Below are 22432 nucleotides of genomic sequence, written 5' to 3'. Positions count from 1 at the left end.
TTATAGAATGTCGCCAGCTGACTCGGCTAAGATACGACGTGCGATAATCACACGCATGATTTCGTTTGTGCCTTCAAGAATTTGATGCACACGGACGTCTCTGAAATGACGCTCTAATGGGTATTCTTTGATGTAACCGTAACCACCGTGAATTTGCAGTGCATCATCACATACTTTAAAACCAACATCTGTTGCAAAACGTTTTGCCATTGCACAGTACGTAGTTTTTTCACTGTCACCGGTATCAAGTTTAAATGCCGCTAAGCGCACCATTTGACGAGCCGCAACAAGCTCTGTGTTCATATCGGCAATCTTAAATTGCAATGCTTGAAAAGCAGCTAATGGCTTGCCAAATTGCTCACGTTCTTTTAAGTATTCGCGTGCGGTGTTAAGGGCTGCTTGCGCTGTACCTAACGAACAAGTAGCAATATTAATACGACCCCCGTCTAAGCCTTGCATTGCAAACTTAAAGCCTTCGCCTTCTTGGCCTAATAAGTTAGCCGCAGGAATTCTGACACCTTCAAAACTAATTAAGCGTGTTGGCTGGGCATTCCAGCCCATTTTTTCTTCAGCTTTACCGTATTCAATACCCGCTGCGTCAGCAGGTACTACGAATGCCGAAATACCGGCTGCGCCTTCGCCACCAGTGCGCGCCATAACAACGAGTAAGTCAGTTTCACCAGCACCCGAGATAAACATCTTAGAGCCTGAAATCACATACTCATCGCCCTCTTTTACTGCTTTGGTTTTTAGCGATGCCGCATCAGAGCCAGAGCCAGGCTCTGTTAAACAGTAAGAAGCAAGTAACTCACCCATTACTAATTGCTCACAGTACTGGGCTTTAACATCATCAGTACCAAAACTTGCAATCATCCACGTCGCCATATTATGAATGGTCAACATAGCTGTCGTTGCGGTACAACCCATGGCAAGCTGTTCAAAAATAATGCTTGAATCTAGGCGAGATAAACCTAAACCGCCAGCTTCCTCAGGGGTATATAAACCACAAAAGCCAAGCTCACCGGCTGCTTTTATCGTGTCTTTAGGGAAAATGTGTTCTTGGTCCCACTTAGCTGCATGTGGAGCAAGTTCAGACTCTGCAAACTGACGGGCTGTTTGTGCAAATGCTTGCTGATCTTCGGTTAAATTAAAGTCCATAGTAGACCTCTATTTTGTTGTCTTATTCTTGTGTGAATACCAACCCACAATAATACTTAAATACTTAAGTATTTTGAGGGATTAAATCTGTCGCTACCTGCGTTAAAAATTTCTCATTTAGAACAACTAAATAACGAAATTTTTGCCTTGTTATCAACTAGATTTATTTGCCTCAAAAATCTCACTTAATTAAGTGAGTTGGTATAACTCTTATTGTCGTTTAAATGTGTGTTCTTCGAGCGAGCGTGTGCTCGCTCAGCAGTAAATTAATTACAGCTTATTTAAGGTTGATACTCATGTTAGGACCTGAGGCGATATCATCCTCAAACCAACGTGAAGTAATCGTTTTCGTTTCTGTGTAAAAACGAATACCTTGCTTACCATAGGTGTGTTGGTCGCCGTAGAATGAGCCTTTCCAACCTGTGAAAGAGAAAAACGGGAGTGGCACAGGAATTGGCACGTTGATACCAACTTGACCTACTTCGATTTCATGTTGGAATTTACGCGCAGCAGCGCCGCTTGATGTAAATAAAGAAGTACCGTTACCGTACGGCGAGTTATTGATAAGCGCAATAGCCTCTTCTAATGTATCTACAAACATACAAGCTAATACTGGACCAAAGATCTCTTCTTTGTATAAATCCATCTCGGTTGTTACATCAGTAAATAGCGTTGGACCCACCCAGTTACCTTGCTCGTAACCTTCAACAGTAAAGTCAGAGCCATCAATTAAACACCTTGCACCTTGTTCTTTACCACTTGCGATAAGTGATAAAATACGGTCTTTAGCTGCTTTTGATGTTTGTGGGCCGTAAGCCGCGTTAGCATCATCCCATACACCTGGGCGTACGTTTTCAAAGCCTGCTTTAATTTCATCAACCCAGTCTTTTGCTTGACCAACAAATACAGCAACCGAAATACCCATACAGCGCTGACCCGCAGCACCTACAGACGCACCTACTAGGTTGTTTACAACATGCGATTTACTTGCATCAGGCATAATAACCATGTGGTTTTTTGCACCTACACACGCTTGCACGCGTTTAAGGTTTGCTGTGCCTTTTGAGTAGATATACTCACCTACACCACACGAGCCAACAAATGAAATAGCGCGTACTGCTGGATCTTCTAATAAACGGTCAACTTGTGGTTTTGTACCGTGAACAACTTGTAACACCCCTTTTGGCGCGCCCGCTTCAACAAATAGTTCAGCTAAACGCATCGGTGTTAGTGGATCTTGCTCTGAGGGCTTAAGAATAAAGGTGTTACCACACACAATAGCCAGTGGGAACATCCATAATGGGATCATTGCAGGGAAGTTAAATGGCGTAATACCTGCACATACACCCAGTGGCTGCATGTAAGAGTAAGTATCGATTTTACGCGCTACGTTTTCCATTGTTTCGCCCATCATCAGTGATGGTGCATTGGCTGCTTGCTCAACCACTTCAATACCACGCCAAACATCGCCTTTGGCATCTTCAAATGTTTTACCCAGCTCATGACAAATAATCGTCGCAAGCTCGTCATGGTTTTCTTTTAACAGTGCTGCGTATTTCATCATAATGCGCGCACGCTCAGAAATTGGCACTTCTTTCCATGTTTTAAACGTTTCTTTTGCAGAGGCAATAGCTGCATCCATTTCTGCATCCGTTGCACACGGCACTTGCGCTAACACTTCTTGGTTTGCAGGGTTGATAACATCAATCAACTGCGTTGAACTTGATTGGGTAAATTCGCCGTTGATAAATAAAGGTACTTGGTGCATGAGGCACTCCTCCCCAGTGGGTATAAAGAGGCCGCAACATGATAGTTTTTAAAATACGTTGCGGCTGTGAGAGATTAAGTTCAAAAACGTAATTAAATTACTTCGACTGCCATAGCAACAGCTTCACCACCACCGATACACAGTGAGGCAACACCTTTGCTAAGACCACGATTCTTTAATGCATGAATTAACGTTACTAAGATACGCGCGCCGCTGGCACCAATTGGGTGACCAAGTGCACAGGCACCGCCGTTAACATTTACTTTGCTTTCATCAAGTTTTAACTCGTTAATTGCAAGCATAGTCACCATGGCAAACGCTTCGTTGATTTCCCATAAATCAACATCATTAACAGACCAACCGGCTTTTTCTAAAAGCGATTGCATCGCGCCAACCGGTGCTAAAGTAAACTCGCTTGGCGCTTGTGAATGTGTGCTGTGAGCAACGATACGGCAAAGTGGTGTTAAGCCTTGTGCTTTAGCATCTGACTCACGCATCAACACAAGCGCTGCTGCACCATCAGAAATTGATGACGAGTTTGCAGCTGTGATCGTGCCGTCTTTTTTAAATGCAGGACGTAAACCTGGGATTTTATCAGGGCGTGCATTGCTTGGTTGCTCATCAATCGCAACGGTCACATCACCTTTGCGTGTAGAAATAGTGTGCGCGGCAATCTCGTTTGCAAATGCGCCTGTTTCAATCGCGCTGTTTGCTTTAGTCAGTGAGCTAAGTGCAAAATTATCCATTTGTTCACGACCAATTGAATACTGATCGGCAGTGTCTTGAGCAAAACAACCCATTGCTTTATTGTCGTAAGCATCTTCAAGGCCATCACACATCATGTGATCTTTTACTTCGCCATGACCCATACGCATTCCTGAACGTGCATTCGGTAACATATAAGGCGCATTACTCATGCTTTCCATGCCACCAGCAACTGCGGTATTGATAGAGCCTGATTTAATTAAGTCATGGGCAAACATTGCAGCTTTTAAGCCAGAGCCACATACCTTGTTGATTGTTGTTGCGCCAGTACCTTGATTAAGGCCCGCTTTTAACATTGCTTGGCGCGCAGGTGCTTGACCAAGACCCGCTGGTAATACACAGCCCATGATCACTTCATCAATCTTATCGGCTGATAAACCGGCTTGCTCTAAGCTACTTTTAATAGCTGTAGCACCTAAATCAGTTGCGTGTGCACCACTTAGTGCGCCCATAAACCCCCCCATTGGGGTACGTTTTGCGGCAACAATAACAACGGCTTCAGTAGTCATAATTGGCTCCATGTAAGTGGTTATCATCATGTGTTCAAATCATGTGTAACCAAACAGTTAATTTGTTATAGTTTAATTTCGATTTAATTCAGCATACATAATATTTACGTTTACGCCAACGTAAATCTAAAATCAACTTTTTTGCGGTCGTTAAAACTGTAAACTTATCTGTATTTTGTTGTATTAAAAATCGAACATCTGCTTACAAGGCTAGGTAAATAAAGCTTTTCAACAAATCCAACCAGTTATCTTTATAAGTCTAAAGTATAACACCCAAATCACCCTTTACCTTTACGTAAACTTCACTTATATTGGTGTTATTCGAATGAGGTAAATAAATCATGAAACAAGACAATCAAACAAACTTCGAAAGCGCAGCAGTTGAACCTGCTAGCAATGAGCAAACGTTTAGTATCAGTGAACTAGCAAAAGAATTTGATATTACAACTCGCTCTATCCGCTTTTATGAAGACCAAGGGCTGATCTCACCTGATCGCAATGGTCAAACCCGTATTTATTCAAAACGCGACAAAGTAAGACTAAAGCTTATTCTACGTGGTAAACGCTTAGGTTTTACCTTAGCTGAAACGGGCCGTTTGTTTGAACTTTACGATGCAGATAAATCAAGCGCTAAACAGCTAGTGACTATGCTTGACCTTATCGCAGAGAAAAAAGCAGACCTAAGCCAACAGATGGACGACATTAAAGTTGTACTGATGGAATTGGTTACAGCAGAACGTCGCTGTCGTGAAACCCTTAATAATTTAGACGAATAACCTGACAACAATCTCGTCAACAGACTCTCACAGGAACACACATTATGAGCACTATTTCACTATACAAAGAAATGAACTTCGGACTTGGCGAAACAGCAGACATGATCCGCGATCATGTTAATAGCTTTGCTAGCCAAGAAATTGCCCCACTTGCAGAACAAACTGATGTCGACAACGCCTTCCCTAATCAACTTTGGCCACAGCTTGGCGAAATGGGTTTATTGGGTATGACAGTGCCAGAAGAATTTGGCGGTGCGGGCCTTGGTTACCTCGAGCATGTAATCGCAATGGAAGAAATTAGCCGTGCAAGTGCATCGATTGGTTTAAGTTATGGTGCTCATTCAAACCTATGTGTTAACCAAATTAACCGTAATGGGTCACAGGCTCAAAAAGAAAAATACCTGCCTAAGCTAATCAGTGGTGAGCACATTGGTGCCCTTGCGATGAGTGAGCCAAATGCGGGTTCTGATGTTGTATCGATGAAATTAAAAGCTGAGAAGAAAGGCGATGTGTTTGTGCTTAACGGTAACAAGATGTGGATCACTAATGGTCCAGATGCCGATACCTTTGTTATTTATGCAAAAACAGATTTAAATGCTGGTCCTAAAGGGATCACCGCTTTCATCGTTGAACGTAACACGCCAGGATTCTCTACTGCGCAAAAGCTCGACAAACTAGGTATGCGTGGCTCTAACACCTGTGAATTAGTGTTCGAGAACTGCGAAGTGCCCGCAGAAAACATTCTAGGTAACTTAAACGAAGGCGTAAAAGTACTTATGAGTGGTCTTGATTATGAGCGTGTTGTACTAGCAGCTGGCCCGCTTGGCATTATGCAAGCATGTATGGACATTGTTGTTCCTTATATTCATGAACGTAAGCAATTTGATAGCCCAATTGGTCAATTCCAGCTTATTCAAGGCAAAATCGCTGACATGTACACGCAAATGAATGCAGCTCGTTCATACGTTTACACGGTAGCGCGTGCCTGTGACCGCGGAGAAACAACGCGTAAAGATGCCGCTGGTGCGATTTTATATGCCGCAGAGCTTGCTACTAAGATGGCCCTTGATGCTATCCAAATCTTAGGGGGTAATGGTTATATTAACGAATACGCGACAGGTCGTTTATTACGTGATGCAAAACTGTATGAAATTGGCGCTGGTACGTCTGAAATCCGCCGCATGCTAATTGGCCGCGAATTATTCACTGAAAGCCGATAGGACCTTGTTATGACGATTTTAAAATCGAGTGTAAACCCACACGATCCGCAATTTTTGCAAAATCACGACAACATGGCAGCACTCGTAAGTGACTTACGTGAAAAGGTAGCTGATATCCGTTTAGGTGGTGGCCCAGCCCTGATTGAGCGTCATCAAGGCCGTGGTAAATTGTTTGTTCGAGACCGTATTGTAACGCTACTTGACGAAGGCTCACCATTTTTAGAGATTTCTCAATTTGCTGCCTTTGGCGTCTATGAACAAGCCATTCCTTGTGCTGGAGTGGTGGCTGGTATTGGTCGTGTTAAAGGCGTTGAATGTATGATCATCGCCAATGATGCCACCGTAAAAGGCGGGACTTACTTTCCGCTTACAGTAAAAAAACACCTACGTGCCCAAGATATCGCAGAGCGTTGTCATTTGCCGTGTATTTATTTAGTTGATTCAGGCGGTGCAAACCTGCCTGAACAAGATGATGTGTTTCCAGATAAATTACACTTTGGCCGTATTTTCTACAACCAAGCACGTATGTCTGGTAAAGGCATTCCACAAATTGCGGTCGTAATGGGTTTATGTACCGCAGGTGGTGCATATGTACCTGCTATGGCTGATGAAAGTATTATCGTAAAAGAACAAGGCACAATTTTCTTAGCAGGCCCACCGCTGGTTAAGGCGGCTACGGGTGAAGAAGTGAGCGCTGAAGAGCTCGGTGGTGCCGATGTTCACTGTAAAACATCAGGAGTTGCCGACCACTACGCTGAAAACGATGCTCATGCACTTTCAATTGCACGCCAATGTATCGAACGAATTAATTATCAGCGCCCTACTGCACCCTTACTTGATGATGTTAAACCGCCGCGTTACGACATTAACGAAATATACGGCATTGTTGGTACCGACCTAAAAAAACCATTTGATGTACGTGAAGTAATTGCCCGTGTTGTTGATGATTCATCATTTGATGAATTTAAACGCTACTTTGGTGAAACCTTAGTAACCGGCTTTGCAAAAATCTTTGGTCACCCTGTGGGTATTGTTGCCAACAACGGCATTTTATTTAGTGAGTCAGCGCAAAAAGGCGCGCACTTTATACAGTTATGTGCACAACGTAAAATCCCTTTGGTGTTTTTACAAAACATTACTGGCTTTATGGTTGGTAAGAAATACGAAGCAGAAGGCATCGCCAAACATGGTGCGAAAATGGTAACCGCTGTGTCATGTGCTGATGTACCAAAATTCACAGTGTTAATCGGTGGCTCGTATGGAGCTGGTAACTACGGTATGTGTGGCCGCGCGTTTGAACCAACCATGATGTGGATGTGGCCAAATGCCCGTATCTCTGTGATGGGTGGAGAACAAGCAGCAGGCGTTCTTGCACAAGTTAAACAAGACGGTTTAGCCCGTAAAGGCGAAAGCATGACTGATGAGCAAGTCAGTCAGTTTAAAAAGCCAATTATCGAGCAATACGAAAAACAAGGTCATCCATATTACGCCAGTGCCCGCCTTTGGGATGATGGCATTATCGATCCTGCTGATACTCGCAATGTATTAGGGCTGGCCTTAAGTGCAGCTAAAAATGCACCTGAGCGCGATTCTCAGTTCGGCGTATTTAGAATGTAATGGAGGCCTTATGTCAGTAACACTCGAAATAACAAAATCAAATGTGGCTGTACTGGTACTAAGTCGCCCTGAAAAACACAATGCATTTAACGAAGAAGTCATTAGTGAGCTGATCCGTTTAATTGAACACGCAAATAGCTGTGATGTGCGCGCACTGGTTTTAAAAACCGAAGGTAAACACTTTTCTGCTGGCGCTGATTTAAATTGGATGAAGTCGATGGCTGGCAATGACTTTGCAGAAAACTTAGCGGATTCAATGCAGCTAGCAAAGCTTATGAAAGTCCTTGCTAGAAGCCCACACCCAACAATTTGTGCCGTACAAGGTGCAGCCTTTGGCGGTGCATTAGGCTTGATTGCGTGTTGTGATATCGCGATTTGCCAAGACGATGCACAATTTTGCTTAAGTGAAGTAAAGCTGGGTCTTATTCCTGCGGTTATCAGCCCTTATGTCATTAAAGCTATTGGTGAACGCGCTGCACGTCGTTATTTTTTAACGGCAGAGATTTTTGACGCGCATACAGCCAAGCAACTGGGTTTAATTCACCAAATCACTGGCGATTTGCAAACAGCGCTCGACAAACATTTACAAAACCTTGTCAACAACGGCCCTATTGCCGTTAAAGCAGCAAAGCAGCTTATAAATGATGTGGCTGGTAATGTAATTGATGATGCACTTATTGAGTTAACCGCAGAGCGCATTGCACGCATTCGTGTATCTGAAGAAGGCCAAGAAGGTCTGACTGCATTTTTTGAAAAACGCGCCCCTAACTGGCAGAAATAGGAACCATTATGACAACAAAATCATTGGAAAAAATTCTCGTTGCCAACCGTGGTGAAATTGCCTGCCGAGTTATGCGTACAGCAAAACAAATGGGCTTAACAACGGTTGCAGTGTATTCAGATGCTGATAAACATGCTCAGCACGTAAAGCTTGCTGATGAGGCGTACCATATTGGTCCTGCACCGAGTAAAGACTCGTACTTAGTGGCAGATAAAATCATCGATGTTGCAAAACAAGCAGGTGTTGATTGTATTCACCCGGGTTATGGCTTTTTATCTGAGAACTCTGACTTTGCTCTCGCGTGTGAGAAAAATGATATCGCCTTTATTGGCCCACCAGCATCAAGCATTGAAGCCATGGGTTCAAAAACCCGCGCTAAAGAAATAATGCACCAAGCGAATGTACCTTTAGTACCTGGGTATTATGGTGATAATCAAGATACTGAGTTCTTACAAGCCGAAGCTGAAAAAATTGGTTATCCCGTTCTTATTAAAGCGGCCTTTGGTGGCGGTGGTAAAGGTATGCGAGTAGTTGAACACGCAAAAGACTTTATCAGTGCTCTTGAAGGCGCAAAACGTGAAGCAAAAGCAGGCTTTGGCAACGATTTAGTACTGTTAGAGCGCTATGTCACTAAACCTCGCCATGTTGAAGTGCAAGTTTTTGCCGATAGCCATGGTAACTGTGTGTACTTAGGCGATCGTGACTGTTCTTTACAACGACGTCACCAAAAAGTAATTGAAGAGGCCCCAGCACCTGGTTTATCTGATGCACTTCGCAAAGAAATGGGTGAAGCAGCGGTACGTTGTGCCCAAGCGATTAACTATCGCGGTGCAGGTACGGTTGAGTTTTTATTATGCGGTGATGAATTCTTCTTCATGGAAATGAACACCCGTTTACAGGTTGAGCACCCAGTAACAGAAATGGTAACCGGTGTTGATTTGGTGAATTGGCAAATCAACATTGCGGCAGGTGAAGCATTACCTCTTAACCAAGCTGATATTCAGCTACAAGGCCACAGTTTTGAAGCGCGTATTTATGCGGAAGATCCTAGCAATGACTTTATTCCGTGTTCGGGTCATATTGATGCCCTATTTACACCGGATGAATCTGAGTTTGTTCGTATCGATACAGGCATTGCAGCAGGTGATGAAATTAGCCCGTTCTACGACCCTATGATCGCTAAGTTAATTGTTCATGACGATAACCGTGAGGCAGCGCTTGGGCGTTTATCAAAAGCACTTGAGCAATTTCACTTAGCGGGTTTTAGCTGTAACGTTAATTTCTTACATAATCTTGCTAACCACCCTACTTTTCAAGCAGGTGCACCCGATACGCACTTTATTGAAGACCAAGGTGAGCAACTTGTTGCTAAAAGCGAGCAACAGTCTGTTATTGCGACCGTTGTCGCAGCTTATGCGTATGCTCATCAACTAAAAGGTGAAAGCAGCAGCCCATGGCAACAATTAACAGGCTTTATGCTTAACAGTGACGCTAAAACAACCATCCCGTTTGTTGATTTATCTATTCATGCCATTAAGACTTCAGATGGTTTTAGAATAAGCCTTGACGGGGTTGACTATACAACTTCGGGCAACGTTGAAGATGGCCTTGCAAACCTAGTCGTTAATGGCGAAAAAGTTGTTGCTCATATTAATCAAACAGACTCTCACATCACAGTGATGTACAAAGCACAACAAAAGGTGCTTGAGCTGATTGATAAACACTATATTAGTGAGCACGAAAGTGATGCACTACCACTTGCCGCGCCACTCAACGGTACTGTTGTTAAGCATTTAGTTGAGGTAGGTAGTACTGTTTCTAAGGGGGACGCGGTCGTTATCATTGAAGCTATGAAAATGGAATACACCCTTAATGCCCCGCATGATGGTGTATTAACGAGCTATTGCTTTGCTGAAGGTGAACTGGTGAGTCACGGTGATATGCTCGCGATTGTTGAAGAGCCGGAGGCGTAATGGCACAGTTTCCTGATTTTGTTCGCATTGTAGAAGTTGGCGCCAGAGACGGTTTGCAAAATGAAGCCGCCGTTAGCACGCAAGATAAAGTCGATCTTATCAACGCCCTAGCTGAAGCTGGTCTTAAAGATATTGAAGCAGGCGCATTTGTGTCACCTAAATGGGTGCCACAAATGGCTGACTCTAGCGATGTAATTAGTGCGTTAAATTTACAAGACGTTAATTTAAGTGCCCTCACCCCGAATTTACGGGGTGCAGAGGCAGCAAAACTAGTCGGCATACAAGAATTTGCTATCTTTACAGCAGCAAGTGAAGCGTTCTGTCAAAAGAACATCAACTGCTCTATTGATGAAAGTATTGATCGCTTTAAAGATGTCATGGATTTTGCCAAAGCGAATAACATTCGTGTTAGAGGTTACGTTAGCTGCGTTATGGGTTGCCCATATCAAGGTGATGTCGACTACAATGATGTATTAAACGTATCAGAGCGATTACTCGAGCTTGGTTGTTACGAAATTAGCCTAGGTGACACCATTGGTGTGGGTACGGCGAAAAAAGTCGATGAGTTATTAGGTTTACTCTTGCAACATATTGATAAATCAAAACTCGCTGTACATTTTCACGACACCTACGGACAAGCGCTCACAAATATTTACACCGCCCTAAACCGCGGTATAGCAACGGTTGACAGTGCAGTTGCAGGCCTTGGTGGCTGCCCTTACGCAAAAGGTGCGTCAGGAAATGTTGCCACTGAAGATGTAGTTTACTTACTACAAGGGCTTGGCATAGAGCATGGAATTGATTTAGAAAGACTGGCGAAAGCTGGTTGGGCTATTTGCAGTGCATTAAATAAACAACCTGTCAGCAAGGTATCACTTGCTCTAAAGAACACTCAGAATAATTAAGGAGTAGGCTCATGGCCGGTTTCGATAAAGTAGTTTCAAGTTATGAAGCTGCAATGGAAGGTTTAAAAGATGGCGATACTATTATCGCTGGTGGCTTTGGCTTGTGTGGTATTCCTGAGGGGCTTATCAGTGAAATTAAGCGTAAACAAACTAAAAATCTAACCGTTGTTTCAAACAACTGCGGTGTAGATGATTTTGGTTTAGGGGTTTTACTTCACGATAAGCAAATTAAAAAAATCATCGCTTCTTATGTGGGTGAAAATGCGCTTTTCGAAAAACAACTACTTGATGGTGAAATTGATGTTGTTTTAACACCACAAGGTACACTCGCTGAGAAGATGCGTGCCGGTGGCGCTGGTATTCCTGCGTTTTATACTGCTACAGGTTACGGCACTCCGGTTGCTGAGGGCAAAGAAGTCAAAGAATTTGATGGCCGTCCGTATATCTTAGAAGAATCAATTACTGGTGAGTTTGCCATTGTTAAAGCATGGAAAGCCGACCGCTACGGTAATCTTGTATTTCGCCATACTGCAATGAACTTCAACCCGATGGCCGCGACAGCAGGTAAAATTACTGTTGCTGAAGTAGAAGAGATTGTAGAACCAGGTGAACTTGAGCCTAGCCAAATTCATACCCCAGGTATTTATGTTAATCGCGTGATCAAAGGCGACTTTGAAAAACGCATCGAACGTGTAACAACTCGCGATTAAGGAGCAATAAAATGGCATTATCACGTGAACAAGTTGCAATGCGTGTTGCACAAGAGCTACAAGATGGCTATTACGTAAACCTAGGTATTGGTATCCCTACCCTAGTTGCTAACTATGTCCCAGATGGCATCGAAGTCATGCTGCAGTCTGAAAATGGCTTACTGGGTATGGGTGCGTACCCAACTAAAGACCAAGTTGATGCAGATATGATCAATGCGGGTAAAGAAACCGTGACAGCAGCCACAGGTGCAGCAATATTTAATAGTGCAGATAGTTTTGCCATGATACGGGGTGGTCATGTAGACTTAACAGTATTAGGTGCATTTGAAGTTGACCAGAACGGTAACATCGCATCGTGGATGATCCCAAAGAAGCTAATTAAAGGCATGGGTGGCGCGATGGACCTCGTTGCTGGCGCGAAGAATATTATTGTTACGATGACTCATGCAAGCAAGCATGGTGACTCTAAGTTATTAGAAAGTTGCACTTTACCGCTAACTGGGGTTAACTGTGTAAAGAAAATCGTAACTGATTTAGCCGTACTAGAAGTTAAAGACGGCGCATTTCATCTAATCGAACGCGCTCCGGGCGTGTCGGTAGACGAAATCATTAGCAAAACGGCAGGCAAATTGCTTGTTGAAGGTGATGTTCCAGAGATGGTTTTTTAATCCACTCACATCCCATGTACCGACCTCATTCCCAGTGCCAATGGCGCTGAGTTACCCAAAATCCCTCGCAAGAGGGATTTTTTTTATCTATTGATTTACTGTGAGCTGCACCATTTTGTCACATAAATAGTATAAAATGCCCTAACTTTGTGAAGTGAAAGTCTTTAAAGTATAGGGTGTTACCTGTTTCAGAAAACTGCTAAAATCTTTTAAATGCAATAAAAGTAGATTAAACAATCAATTAAAGAGTCTTTTTTATGCATTTGTGCAAATATTAGCTATATTCAACCTTTACTCTCTTACTTTTTACATTTTGGGATAATAATTGCTTAGCAGTTAGTTAACTAACACGCGCTATTGAGACTTACTGAAATTAACTATGCAAACACCTATTCGTGGCTTACGCTCATTTTGTTTTGCTGCACGCACCCTTAGCTTTAAAGATGCGGCAAACCAACTCTACCTTACGCCTTCTGCCGTAAGCCATCAGATCAAACAATTAGAAGAACAATTGGGTATTGAACTGTTTGAACGTCAAACCCGCTCTATCCGCTTAACAGCTGCGGGGAAAAATTTTTATGACTCTGTATCGCCGCTTATTAAAGCGCTAGAAAAAACCATTAACGAGTTTAGTCAGTTACAAGAGAACGTGACTATAAGTATTACGCTACCTGAGTTTTTCGCCAGTGAGCTGTTAATGCCAAAACTGAGCGAATGGACTAGCGATCATCCAAATACAAATTTACAGCTTAATACCTTAAAAACGCGTAAAGAGCTGACTAAGCAAAGCGATTTATCGATTGTATTGTCTTCGTCTAAACCGCACGAAGGGGTTGTACATGAGCTGTTTTCGCTTTCTTATACGCCAGCTTGCAATAAAGAAAACTGGCAAGCATGGCAAGAAAACCCATTTCAGGCATTAAATGAAGTTCCTCTAATACTTCATAAAGCGCGTCCATGGGCTTGGCACCAATGGGCTGAGCATGCTGGTATTGATGACTTTGCACCAAAGCAAATTATTCAGGTTGATAGTATGTTTGGTGTGGCACGTGCCGCGCAACAGGGTATGGGTATTGCCCTAATCCCCTTACCTATCAGTCAGACTTGGTTTGATGAGCAATGGTTATTTAATTTCACTAATATGCCATTAAAAACCAAGGATAAATATTACTTAGTGCAACACGAACCAAGTGAAACCAATGCACAACTAGAACTATTCATAAAATGGATGCTTGATACTTTTAAGCACCTTAAGTAGTCATTATTGCCCTCAGAGAAATCTGAGGGTTATCTAAATTTATAATATCTTAAATAACAATCAACTCAGCTTTAACTCGTTTTATCACACACTTAACTTGAGTCTTTATCATCGTCTCGCTTTTGTTTTTTACGCTGCTCATGCTTTGCTTTGGCAACATTTTCATATACCGAAGGTGGGATTGGAAATAGCGAAATAAGTGGTAACAATGCCATAAATAAATATGCTCCCTTTGGCGCTTTTTTAGCCCACCGCACCATCAAGGTTAGGGCTCTTAGTAATATATAAAAGCCGATTAAACCTATAGTAATTATCAGTACAAGCGTAAGTAAGTTCATTTTCAATCCATCAGTAAGCCCTTAACTTAAAGTGAGGACAGTTAGACTTTTTAAATCATCGGATTATCGTTCAGCTATTTAAAAACTCTATACTTTTAATTTACGACAATTAACTTACAACCCTTATAAACTAATACACACAGCGCTTAGCCTTAAATTATTATATTAGACTAAAGTCTATAAGTTAATTTTCTTCATCTATTGAGTGTTTTTTTATCGTTTGTTGAATTTTTTCTACTCAACTAAAGTTCAACTATCGGCACTTGATACCGATATAACAGAGGAAAAGATTATGTTTAGTACACTTATGAAACGCGTTGTAGTTAGCTCTTTATTAACTTGTTCAGCTATGGCAATGGCTGATCAAAGTGACTATAAATTAATGGTAATTGACCAATCGACACAGGCAAGTGCTGAGGTTAACCGTCAATACGAATTAGCATTTAACCAATGTGCGTTAAGTGTTCAAGCAAAGAATTTTACCGAAGCTGAAACACTCTGTTCAAAAGCAATCAGTTTACTAAATACAAGCAAAGTACCTGCTTATAAACGCCGTGAATTAACGTCATTTGCTTTAAGCAACCGCGGTGTTGCTCGCATCATGTCTGAAAACGACACAGCGGCACTCTCTGACTTCTACGAAGCAGTACAAATTTCAGGTAACGAGTTAGTAGAACACAACTTAACTCGAGCGAAAAAGAACTTAGCATTATAAGCTCTCTCAAAATTGTGTTGTCTTAAAACCCAGCTTTGGCTGGGTTTTGTCGTTTATGTACCCATCTTTTTACTTACGGCAAAAATACAATAGCGATTTAAAAATTAAGCTGACGAAGCTTACCTTAATCCTCCGATAATGCCTGTTTGTAACTTAAATCAAAGTTTTTGAGCAACTGATTAAGGAAATTGAGGTTTATCTGATTAGGTTTAAAATTTTGCCCCTTTTCAATATTTGCTATGTATTGTTTTAACTTTACTTTGTCTTTATTCCAAAAAGCGATGTTCCCTAAGACAAAGTCATTCCAATACATTTTTGAATTACTTAAGTCTTCATTCGGATCCAATACTTTATTTGCATAAAAGATCGCGTGTTGATAATTACCCGCGAGCCCTTCCATTTGCGCTAAATGCCAAGTTAATGAGCTTTCTTTTGAATTATTATGGGTAATAAAACGTTTAATCAGAATAGCGGCTTCAGTATGACAGCCTGATTTTTCTAACAATCTAAACCCAGCATCATCAGTCTGATCAAATTGCTGGTATGTGAGGTTTAAATCGTCTTTTAATCTTTCTTCAAGGGCAGCTTTACAATCAGCAAACGCAACATTCGATATAAATAAAAATCCAATTGATAAAAGCCCTGTTTTCATAATTCTTTCCTTGTGATTCTCAATATTGGCTTGTTTATGATTCTTTGACAAAAATTTTAATTGTTTTGCTAAACACCGCGGTTCTCATATACAAGCATATCTACTCAGGTTCAGAAGCATTTTCAACTTGTAAATATACAGGTAACGTTGAAATTTAAATGTCACTTTGGAATGCTTTGTCCATAATTTTTAAAAAGCTATTTTTAACAAAGTTACTAACCAATGGCCACTGCTAAAAAGTTACCTCGTTTATCAAAACCTATCTCCATATAAGAATCACAATCTACAGATGCAAATAACGTTTCTATAAATAAGCGTAGGCACAAAAATTTATAAGCACTCAGTCAAAGTTTCAGTTGTTAAAAAATACTAGAGTCGACATTACATACTCTCATCCCCCATGAAACTTTGAGTTCTGAGCAATTACTCTATAGATTAAATTTCTTCATCTATCAGGTTTAATTTAATCGTTTGTTTAGCTTATAGGAATATTTTAAAGTTCACTCGTTGGCAAGAAACACCAACTAATTCAAAGGAAAACTATCATGTTAAAAACACTTGTAACCACTATTGCACTTAGCTCTTTATTAACTTGCCCAGCGATGGCAGTAGCCGCACAAGCTGATTATAAACTGATGGTAATTGAGCAACCTCAAACCAACGATAATGCAACCAGCCAATACGAAACTGCCTTCAACCGCTGTGCATTAAGCGTTAAAGAAAAGAATTTTTCAGAAGCAGAAAGCCTGTGTACTCAAGCAATTTCTCTTCTAAGTACAAGTAAAGTACCAGGTTACAAACGCCGCGAGTTAACATCGTTTGCACTTAGTAACCGAGGTGTTGCACGCATCATGTCCGAAAACGATACAGCCGCGCTTTCTGACTTTTATGAAGCAGTGCAAATTTCTAAAAATGAACTTGTAAACCACAATTTAAGCCGTGCAAAACAAAACTTAGCACTGTAGTTGTAAAGGTTCCCCCAACCAAATTGTTGTCGAAAGCCCGGTTCTTGTGTGTTCTGACCGGGCTTTTTTTCGAGCTGATTAAAGGCCAATATCAAACTGCTGCTTTAAAGCTCTAACTTGGTCACTGTGGGTAGATAGATATAAGTTAAATTGCTCAATAACATCAGGGTATTTAACTGTTGATAGATGGAAACTTTGCACATCTACCGCAAGTTTATCGTGAAAGTACACGGGCACTCTATTTTCAAACTCTTCTCGCATTTTATAGTTCAAAACATCTTTAGATATGTAAATACAATTTATTCGCTTTAAAAGTAATAAAGAAATTAATTCAGTCGTATCAGCCGTCTCCACAACGTCGATCTGCTTTTTCATAAAATGTGATTTATAACTTTGTGATGTAAAGCCTCGAACTTTACCTATCCTGCTACAATCAGAAAGCGTGGTATTTTGTTGCAAACTCGCAATGCCTGTCACTGTATTCAAAATTGATTCTGAGTAAATAATCGGGTTAGGTTTCGAAAATGTATCTTTAAAGGATTTTTGCCACTGCGGATTGTCAGGATATTTAAAATCAATATAGTTTTCGGCAACCAGATCCCTATAAAGACGATTTAAAGGGGCGGGATAAAACTTAACGCTATAACCAAATTCTCGGCTGAATTGTTTAAGCAATTTTTCACTAAATCCAGTGAAGTTAGGCTTCTTACTGTCACTGCCATCGTAATAAGGTAGATACTCTATATTCTCTACACCTATCACGATGGCTTTTAATTCCTTACACACTAATCCATTAGAAAATAAGCACAATTTTAAAATTAACGTATAAATTAGTTTGGTTTTCAACACGAAAAAGTATCTTGTTTCTCCAGTCATAGTTTTAGGATAGGCTATAACTATGGTTTCAACTAATTTTTACTAATAACATTTAACTACGCGGAACAAATTCAAGTACTGTAGCATTAATACAATATCTATCTTGCCCTCTTGGACCTTCCCCCGGAAATAAGTGCCCTAAGTGAATTCCTGAACTTTTCGATTTTAGCTCGATACGCTGCATACCATAGCTATTATCTTCATGCATCGTTACACTATTTTTGACTGGGTGAGTAAAAGACAACCACCCTGTTCCCGAATTAAATCTATCTCGGGTATCAAATAATGGTGCACCACTTAATTTGTCAATAAAAATGCCATCTGGGGTATTTTTAAAAATGTCGTATTCCTTACAAAACGGGCTATCTGTTCTGGAATGAAATGCCACTCTAAAGGCCTCACTGTCACCCAATTTAAATGCGCCCAATGCTTTGTAAAACTCTTCCTTATTCACATACCCTTGACGACCATAAACTTCTTTACCATCTTCGATAAATAAAAGTGTAGGTGTTGCCCAAGTAGGTGTGTTAATAACCAAGCCAGCAAGTTGATCCGCATGGCGAAAAGTCATAGGGATTGTGCCCTTGTATGCATTAGCAACTTCTTTTTTAAATTTTTCGCAATACGGGCAATAGCCTTTAGCATCAATTACTACAATATGTTTGTTAGCGAGTAAGGCAGTGTTATCTATTTTAGGCTTTTCAGATGGGCTAAATACAACCCCTGTAGAATGATCAGGACAGTAGCCATTCGGGTTTTTCTTTATATAGTCTTGATGATACTCCTCTGCTTTAAAAAACCTATCAAGCGGTTTTATTACCGTTTTAATTTCGCCAAATCCCGCTGATGATAATTTTTTTTGATACGCTTCTTTAAGGCGATTTGCACTAACAAGTTGATTGGAGTTGCTGGTTAGAATAGTCGACCGATATTGTGTGCCAATATCATTGCCCTGCCGATTAAGCTGTGTCGGATCATGACTTTCAAAGTAATGTTTTAAAAGATCTTCTGTGCTTAATTTGTTGCTGTTATAAGTAACTTTGACTACCTCAGCGTAATTGTTTTCATCAAAACGACGAGAGCTACGTGTAATGTTTTTATATGTCGCCTTAAAGCCCTGCCCATCAGCATAACCCGATACCGCATCGAGCACACCGTTGAGGGCTTCATAGCGTTTTTCTGCGCCCCAAAAACAACCCGAACCTAATACTATAGTTTCAATATGTTTAGTTGCATTAGGCAGGTCTTCTTTAGCCAAAACGGGACTGATACTAGCAACTGCACTGACGGTGAACCATGCCACCAATAAAGACTTAATTGTCATACTAATTTACCTCGTCATAGCGTGTGTATTTAATAGACCTAAGAGAAATATAAAATATTTCAACTTAAACGCATCCCACGGGCTATTCACCGCTTAAAATTTAACTCTTTAGTGTTAATAGGGTAAAAAAAGCTTTTTTTAACATTGGGATATATAAATGAGAATTGCACATAGCTTATCTGCTCTTGCATTGGGTATAACGCTTGCTACGCAAGTGAATGCAGCAGAGTTCACTTTTAAGCAATCTATTCAAGCTACAGATAACACTTTGGTATTGTTTTTAGACACTGAAACACAAATCGCCAAATTTAACCATTTAGCCTCAGAGACACAAACTCATATTAACAAAGTGATTGATTTTTCAGACTTTGAAGCTAAATATGGTAAAACATTAGAGATCATTGCTCCAAATGGTAGCCAGCATCAACGTATTCTTTTAGTTGGCTTAGGTGAGCAAGCAAAGCTAAATGCAGCTAAAATGGCAAAGCTGGGTGGCAATGTACATGCACAGCTACATAAAGCAAAACAAGAAAACGTCAGCCTTGATTTCTCTACAATCACTGATCAAGAAACTAACGCTAAATACGCTGCAGAGTTTGCCCATGGCGCAAATCTACGTGATCACCGCTTTGAAGTTTACAAAAAAGAAAAAGATAGTCACTTAGTGAGCTACACAGTCGATGTTGAAAATATAGACCAAGCGGTCAAAAACCATACTTTACTGCAACACATAGAAGAAGGCGTATTTTTAGCACGCGACTTAACAAGTGAAGTTGCAACTGAAATGACGCCGGCTGATTTTGCAAAAGCTGCAAAAGAACTTAAAAAGTTAGGTGTCAAAATTTCTATTTTAGAGCCTAAGCAAATCAAAAAGCTTGGTATGGGTGCACTAGAAGCAGTTGGTCGTGGGAGCGAACAAGGTTCACGTTTAGTTGTTGCGCATTATCAAGGTAATAAAAATACACCGATTGCTTTAGTGGGTAAAGGTATTACTTTTGATTCTGGTGGTTATAGTCTAAAAACAGGTGCATCAATAGCCCGCATGAAATCAGATATGGCCGGTGCAGCAGCGGTACTTGGAACGGTTAAAGCAATGGCACTTGCAAAAGCTGATACTAATGTCGTTGCAGTAATGGGCATGGCAGCCAATATGGTGTCACAATTTGCCGTTGCACCTGGCGATGTAGTACGCACAGCCGAAGGTCTAAGCGTAGAAATTGTAAACACCGATGCTGAAGGTCGTTTAGTGCTTAGCGATGCAATGTGGTACGCTCGTGATAAATTTAAACCAAGTATTATGGTTGATGTTGCAACATTAACCGGCTCTAAAATTGGTGCTGTAGGTAATGACTATGCCGCCATTTTCTCTGAGGATGACCAACTAGTAGAACAACTAACGATCGCTGGTAAACACGTAAACGAAAATGTATGGCGTTTACCACTAGGCTACGAAGATGCACTAAAGTCTGATATCGCAGACTTAAAAAATATTGCTTCACATGGCCCAGGTGCAACAACAGCAGCAAGCTTCCTGAAAAACTTTGCGGGTGAAACTCGCTGGGTTCACATTGATATTGCCGGAAATGCGCTTAACAGCAAAGCAAAAGATGAGCTTGCTGAAGGCGGCACTGGTTACGGTGTGCGTTTGTTATCTAACTGGCTTCTAAACAACCAGTAACAAAAAGATTGCCTACAACAGCAGATTGTAGGCAATTAACACTCGATTAAAATACAAAAACTGTATTTACATCAACAAATTCGTGCTTTTATGCTATGTTGCTATGACTAATCACTTTTAAATTGGGATGCAATGACTACATACAGCTCGCCATCGATTACTGTACTTACCACTCACTGCATTTATTTTGATGTAAGTCATTCAGAACAGACAATTCTAGAAACACAAAAAAAGGTCTGGGCTTTAGCACAACTCTGCCAACAATCTGGTGATTTTATTGATGTGGTGCCAGCGAACAATAATCTGACTTTATATTTAAACGATCCTTTAAGACTGCAGTATTGGTTATCAGCTTTGAATGAGCACTGGCTTGAAGTCTCATTATTAAAATTTAACTCTACCCACCATAAGTTACCGACACGGTACGGTGGAGTTCATGGCTCTGATATTAAACATGTTGCACACTATCACAACCTAAGCGTGGATGATGTAGTACAATTACATAGTAGTGGCACCTACCATGTATTATTTTTAGGGTTCCAGCCTGGCTTTGCCTATCTAAGTGGTTTAGATAAAAAGTTATACACACCAAGACGTAGCGATCCTCGTACATCTGTTCCTAAGGGTTCAGTTGCTATTGGCGGTGAACAAACTGGTATCTACCCAGAAACTTCACCAGGTGGCTGGCAAATTATAGGTCACACCGACTTTAAATTATTTGATATTAATGCCCCCTCTCCTTGCGCTTTTGCGCCAGGTGATACCATCGAGTTTACAATCAAGGAGGTGCTATCGTGATCACCGTTGTTAAACCGGGTATGCAAATGTCTATACAAGATCAAGGACGCACAGGTTCGAGACATTTAGGTATTGGTCAATCAGGTTGCATTGACCCATATGCACAAATTATTTGTAACCGATTAGTCGGTAACCCTGATAATTGCCCTGTACTTGAAATCACGCTGGGTCTTGCTGAAATTAAATTCGATAATGATTACTACATTGCCCTACACGGCACGGATATGAAAGCCACAGTCAATGGTAACCCTATTCAACCAGGCTGGAGCTATTACATAAAAAAAGGCGATGTATTAAAGCTTAATGCTGCACGACACGGATTTCGAAGCTACCTTGCTATAGGGGGTATTTGGCAATTACCAACGCCTATATTAGGCTCTTATTCTACCGATTTAACCGCTAAGTTTGGTGGTTTACATGGTAACGCTTTAAATCCTGGTGACAGCATAGACATTACACCACAGTACAAAACCAAAATTGGTTTAGGTGCGATGCTTCCACCAAAAAGTACACACATACGTGTTTATGAAGGCCCTCACAATAAATTACTGTCAGAGCAAAGCATCGACAAGTTTACTAATCATTCATGGCATATTTCGCCGAGTAGTAACCGCATGGGAGCGAGGTTAAGTAGTGATGAATGCAAATTAGAACATGCTTTATCATTACCTTCTATGGCAGTCATGCCTGGTAGTATCCAGTTGCCATCGAGTGGCGAGCCTATTGTTCTTTTAAATGATGCTCAAACAACGGGTGGTTATCCATTACTTGGTACAGTGATTGAGGCTGATTTGAGACACTTTGCCCAATTAAAACCGGGGGATTTTTTACACTTTGAATTCGTCAGTCTAAATGAGGCAACCAAAGCACAACAAAAACTAACTTCTCACCTAAATCAATTAAAAATTGCTCTAGAATATAAAAATAAACAGTAAAATAGTGAGCAGCACACCTCGGTGCTGCTCTATTTATAGATAC

Annotated in this window: 21 protein-coding genes; 14 read left to right on the top strand and 7 right to left on the bottom strand. The window is 41.0% G+C overall.

The window, feature by feature from the left end:
• The 3 genes from L0Z67_RS08310 to L0Z67_RS08300 form a co-directional block, all read right to left on the bottom strand.
• The gene (locus L0Z67_RS08310; protein WP_062569059.1) at window positions 1-1158 is read right to left on the bottom strand and encodes an acyl-CoA dehydrogenase family protein; all 1158 of its coding nucleotides are present in this window, start codon (window positions 1156-1158) and stop codon (window positions 1-3) included.
• A 277-nt stretch (window positions 1159-1435) separates the two neighbouring features.
• Window positions 1436-2926: a CoA-acylating methylmalonate-semialdehyde dehydrogenase gene (locus tag L0Z67_RS08305; RefSeq protein WP_405128691.1), complete on the bottom strand. Its 1491-nt coding sequence runs from the start codon at window positions 2924-2926 to the stop codon at window positions 1436-1438.
• A gap of 92 nt (window positions 2927-3018) precedes the next feature.
• The gene (locus tag L0Z67_RS08300; protein WP_405128690.1) at window positions 3019-4200 is read right to left on the bottom strand and encodes a thiolase family protein; all 1182 of its coding nucleotides are present in this window, start codon (window positions 4198-4200) and stop codon (window positions 3019-3021) included.
• Window positions 4201-4541: 341 nt separating this feature from the next.
• On the opposite strand from L0Z67_RS08300, the gene L0Z67_RS08295 reads away from it, so the two are divergent.
• From L0Z67_RS08295 to L0Z67_RS08255, 9 genes are all read left to right on the top strand, one after another.
• Complete coding sequence (locus L0Z67_RS08295; RefSeq protein WP_054553803.1) at window positions 4542-4976, top strand: MerR family DNA-binding transcriptional regulator; 435 nt, start codon at window positions 4542-4544, stop codon at window positions 4974-4976.
• Between the two features lie 44 nt (window positions 4977-5020).
• A complete protein-coding gene (locus L0Z67_RS08290; RefSeq protein ID WP_054561519.1) occupies window positions 5021-6196 on the top strand; it encodes an isovaleryl-CoA dehydrogenase in 1176 nt (391 codons plus the stop codon).
• A gap of 9 nt (window positions 6197-6205) precedes the next feature.
• On the top strand, window positions 6206-7813 hold the full coding sequence (locus L0Z67_RS08285) for a carboxyl transferase domain-containing protein (protein WP_405128689.1): 1608 nt from the start codon (window positions 6206-6208) through the stop codon (window positions 7811-7813).
• A 10-nt stretch (window positions 7814-7823) separates the two neighbouring features.
• The gene (locus L0Z67_RS08280) at window positions 7824-8594 is read left to right on the top strand and encodes an enoyl-CoA hydratase/isomerase family protein (RefSeq protein WP_237127909.1); all 771 of its coding nucleotides are present in this window, start codon (window positions 7824-7826) and stop codon (window positions 8592-8594) included.
• Between the two features lie 8 nt (window positions 8595-8602).
• Window positions 8603-10567, top strand: coding sequence for an acetyl/propionyl/methylcrotonyl-CoA carboxylase subunit alpha (locus L0Z67_RS08275; protein ID WP_237115214.1), 1965 nt, complete (start codon window positions 8603-8605; stop codon window positions 10565-10567).
• The gene (locus tag L0Z67_RS08270; protein WP_405128688.1) at window positions 10567-11472 is read left to right on the top strand and encodes a hydroxymethylglutaryl-CoA lyase; all 906 of its coding nucleotides are present in this window, start codon (window positions 10567-10569) and stop codon (window positions 11470-11472) included. Before L0Z67_RS08275 ends, L0Z67_RS08270 begins: the two co-directional genes overlap by 1 nt.
• 11 nt (window positions 11473-11483) lie before the next feature.
• Window positions 11484-12182: a CoA transferase subunit A gene (locus tag L0Z67_RS08265; RefSeq protein ID WP_054553797.1), complete on the top strand. Its 699-nt coding sequence runs from the start codon at window positions 11484-11486 to the stop codon at window positions 12180-12182.
• A gap of 11 nt (window positions 12183-12193) precedes the next feature.
• Window positions 12194-12850 carry a 3-oxoacid CoA-transferase subunit B gene (locus tag L0Z67_RS08260; protein WP_054553796.1) on the top strand — a complete coding sequence of 219 codons (657 nt, stop codon included), beginning with the start codon at window positions 12194-12196 and terminating at the stop codon, window positions 12848-12850.
• Window positions 12851-13229: 379 nt separating this feature from the next.
• The gene (locus L0Z67_RS08255; protein WP_062569052.1) at window positions 13230-14108 is read left to right on the top strand and encodes a LysR family transcriptional regulator; all 879 of its coding nucleotides are present in this window, start codon (window positions 13230-13232) and stop codon (window positions 14106-14108) included.
• A gap of 92 nt (window positions 14109-14200) precedes the next feature.
• Here the strand turns inward: L0Z67_RS08255 and L0Z67_RS08250 are convergent, their stop codons facing one another.
• On the bottom strand, window positions 14201-14446 hold the full coding sequence (locus L0Z67_RS08250; RefSeq protein WP_237115213.1) for a hypothetical protein: 246 nt from the start codon (window positions 14444-14446) through the stop codon (window positions 14201-14203).
• A gap of 292 nt (window positions 14447-14738) precedes the next feature.
• On the opposite strand from L0Z67_RS08250, the gene L0Z67_RS08245 reads away from it, so the two are divergent.
• The gene (locus L0Z67_RS08245; RefSeq protein ID WP_062569050.1) at window positions 14739-15161 is read left to right on the top strand and encodes a hypothetical protein; all 423 of its coding nucleotides are present in this window, start codon (window positions 14739-14741) and stop codon (window positions 15159-15161) included.
• Window positions 15162-15285: 124 nt separating this feature from the next.
• Here the strand turns inward: L0Z67_RS08245 and L0Z67_RS08240 are convergent, their stop codons facing one another.
• Window positions 15286-15813, bottom strand: a complete 528-nt coding sequence (locus L0Z67_RS08240; RefSeq protein ID WP_237115212.1) for a hypothetical protein — start codon at window positions 15811-15813, stop codon at window positions 15286-15288.
• A gap of 545 nt (window positions 15814-16358) precedes the next feature.
• On the opposite strand from L0Z67_RS08240, the gene L0Z67_RS08235 reads away from it, so the two are divergent.
• On the top strand, window positions 16359-16778 hold the full coding sequence (locus L0Z67_RS08235; RefSeq protein ID WP_237115211.1) for a hypothetical protein: 420 nt from the start codon (window positions 16359-16361) through the stop codon (window positions 16776-16778).
• Window positions 16779-16856: 78 nt separating this feature from the next.
• Here the strand turns inward: L0Z67_RS08235 and L0Z67_RS08230 are convergent, their stop codons facing one another.
• Complete coding sequence (locus L0Z67_RS08230; RefSeq protein ID WP_237115210.1) at window positions 16857-17627, bottom strand: amino acid ABC transporter substrate-binding protein; 771 nt, start codon at window positions 17625-17627, stop codon at window positions 16857-16859.
• A 79-nt stretch (window positions 17628-17706) separates the two neighbouring features.
• On the bottom strand, window positions 17707-18978 hold the full coding sequence (gene msrA, locus L0Z67_RS08225) for a peptide-methionine (S)-S-oxide reductase MsrA (protein WP_062569046.1): 1272 nt from the start codon (window positions 18976-18978) through the stop codon (window positions 17707-17709).
• Between the two features lie 157 nt (window positions 18979-19135).
• On the opposite strand from msrA, the gene L0Z67_RS08220 reads away from it, so the two are divergent.
• From L0Z67_RS08220 to L0Z67_RS08210, 3 genes are all read left to right on the top strand, one after another.
• The gene (locus tag L0Z67_RS08220) at window positions 19136-20656 is read left to right on the top strand and encodes a leucyl aminopeptidase (protein WP_405128687.1); all 1521 of its coding nucleotides are present in this window, start codon (window positions 19136-19138) and stop codon (window positions 20654-20656) included.
• Window positions 20657-20788: 132 nt separating this feature from the next.
• Window positions 20789-21454 carry a 5-oxoprolinase subunit PxpB gene (pxpB, locus tag L0Z67_RS08215; RefSeq protein WP_405128686.1) on the top strand — a complete coding sequence of 222 codons (666 nt, stop codon included), beginning with the start codon at window positions 20789-20791 and terminating at the stop codon, window positions 21452-21454.
• Window positions 21451-22389 (top strand): biotin-dependent carboxyltransferase family protein, encoded by a 939-nt coding sequence (locus L0Z67_RS08210; RefSeq protein ID WP_405128685.1) that lies wholly within the window; start codon window positions 21451-21453, stop codon window positions 22387-22389. Before pxpB ends, L0Z67_RS08210 begins: the two co-directional genes overlap by 4 nt.
• The last annotated feature ends 43 nt before the right edge of the window (window positions 22390-22432 follow it).

It is taken from the genome of Pseudoalteromonas sp. PB2-1, from assembly GCF_045040605.1.
Classification (GTDB): domain Bacteria; phylum Pseudomonadota; class Gammaproteobacteria; order Enterobacterales; family Alteromonadaceae; genus Pseudoalteromonas; species Pseudoalteromonas arabiensis.
Note: the sequence above shows the minus strand (reverse complement) of the source record. Positions and strands in the feature narration are given on the sequence as shown.